Source organism: Sphingobium cyanobacteriorum, assembly GCF_030580935.1.
GTDB lineage: Bacteria > Pseudomonadota > Alphaproteobacteria > Sphingomonadales > Sphingomonadaceae > Sphingobium > Sphingobium cyanobacteriorum.
This window is the reverse complement of the sequence record NZ_JAUQOM010000070.1, coordinates 1-1129: the sequence shown is the minus strand read 5'-3', so window position 1 is coordinate 1129 and position 1129 is coordinate 1. Positions and strand designations below refer to the sequence as shown.

General features: G+C 57.5%; 1 protein-coding gene. It reads left to right on the top strand.

Annotated elements, in window-relative coordinates; genetic code table 11:
• Nucleotides 1-1018, top strand: a 1018-nt coding sequence (locus Q4610_RS21710; protein WP_304537845.1) for an FMN-binding glutamate synthase family protein, incomplete at its 5' end; no start/stop codon positions are given.
• Between the last annotated feature and the right edge of the window lie 111 nt (nt 1019-1129).

The window sequence follows — 1129 nt, the reverse complement described above, 5'->3', positions numbered from 1 at the left end:
AGACGATGGAAGCTTCTCAGAGGAGAAGTTTGCTGCAATCACTGCCGACCCTCAGATAAAGATGATCGAGGTCAAGCTAAGCCAAGGCGCGAAGCCTGGTCACGGCGGTATGCTTCCGGCGTCGAAAATCTCGCCTGAAATTGCCGAGGCGCGGGGCATTCCCATGGGTGTAGACTGCATCTCACCGCCAGCACACAGCACGTTCTCCACGCCTGTCGGTCTGATGGAATTTGTCGCCAGATTGCGCGAACTATCTGGCGGTAAGCCGGTAGGCTTCAAGCTCTGTATCGGTCATCGCCGTGAGTTTCTCGGCATGGTGAAGGCTATGGTGAAAACCGGAATCAAACCGGATTTCATCGTGATTGACGGTGCGGAAGGAGGAACAGGAGCCGCTCCGGTGGAATTCGCCAATCGGGTCGGCATGCCGATGCTTGAGGGCCTGACCTTCGTTCATAACGCGCTTCGTGGCGCGGGCATTCGCAACGATATCAGGCTCGGCGCAGCGGGGAAGATCATTTCCGCGTTCGATATCGCCCGCGCACTTGCTCTTGGTGCAGACTGGTGTAATTCCGGCCGGGGCTTTATGTTTGCCGTAGGCTGTATCCAGGCTCAGGCATGCCATACGAACAAGTGCCCGGTTGGGATCGCCACGCAAGATCAGGCCCGTCAGCGTGCTATTGATGTAGGTGATAAGAGCGACCGTGTCGCGCGTTTCCATCGCAATACGATGCGCGCCTTGAGCGAGATTGCCGGCGCCGCAGGCCTGACCGATCCTCGCGACTTCATGCCGTACCACTTCATGTTCCGCCAGTCGGACAACGAATTCCTTGATGGCAATGAGGCGTATCCATATTTGCCCGAAGGGTTTCTGCTGTCGGAGGAGGAAATTCCGGAGTTGGCGGATTGGTACGATCGCTGGGACCGGGCGAGCGCGGAGACCTTCGCGCCGCCGGAGATCCCCTTTGGGCCTTTTGCCTCGCGTCGAAAGCGTAAGCCTGACCTGCGGGCCATGGCGTAAAGCAATCTGAAAGTGATGGTTAAGGAAAAAGCCGCAGCCCGACCAGGTTGCGGCTTTTCTGTTCTGCACGCCAACGTTCATTCAGGTGACGAACAACAAGCTGGAATTCGG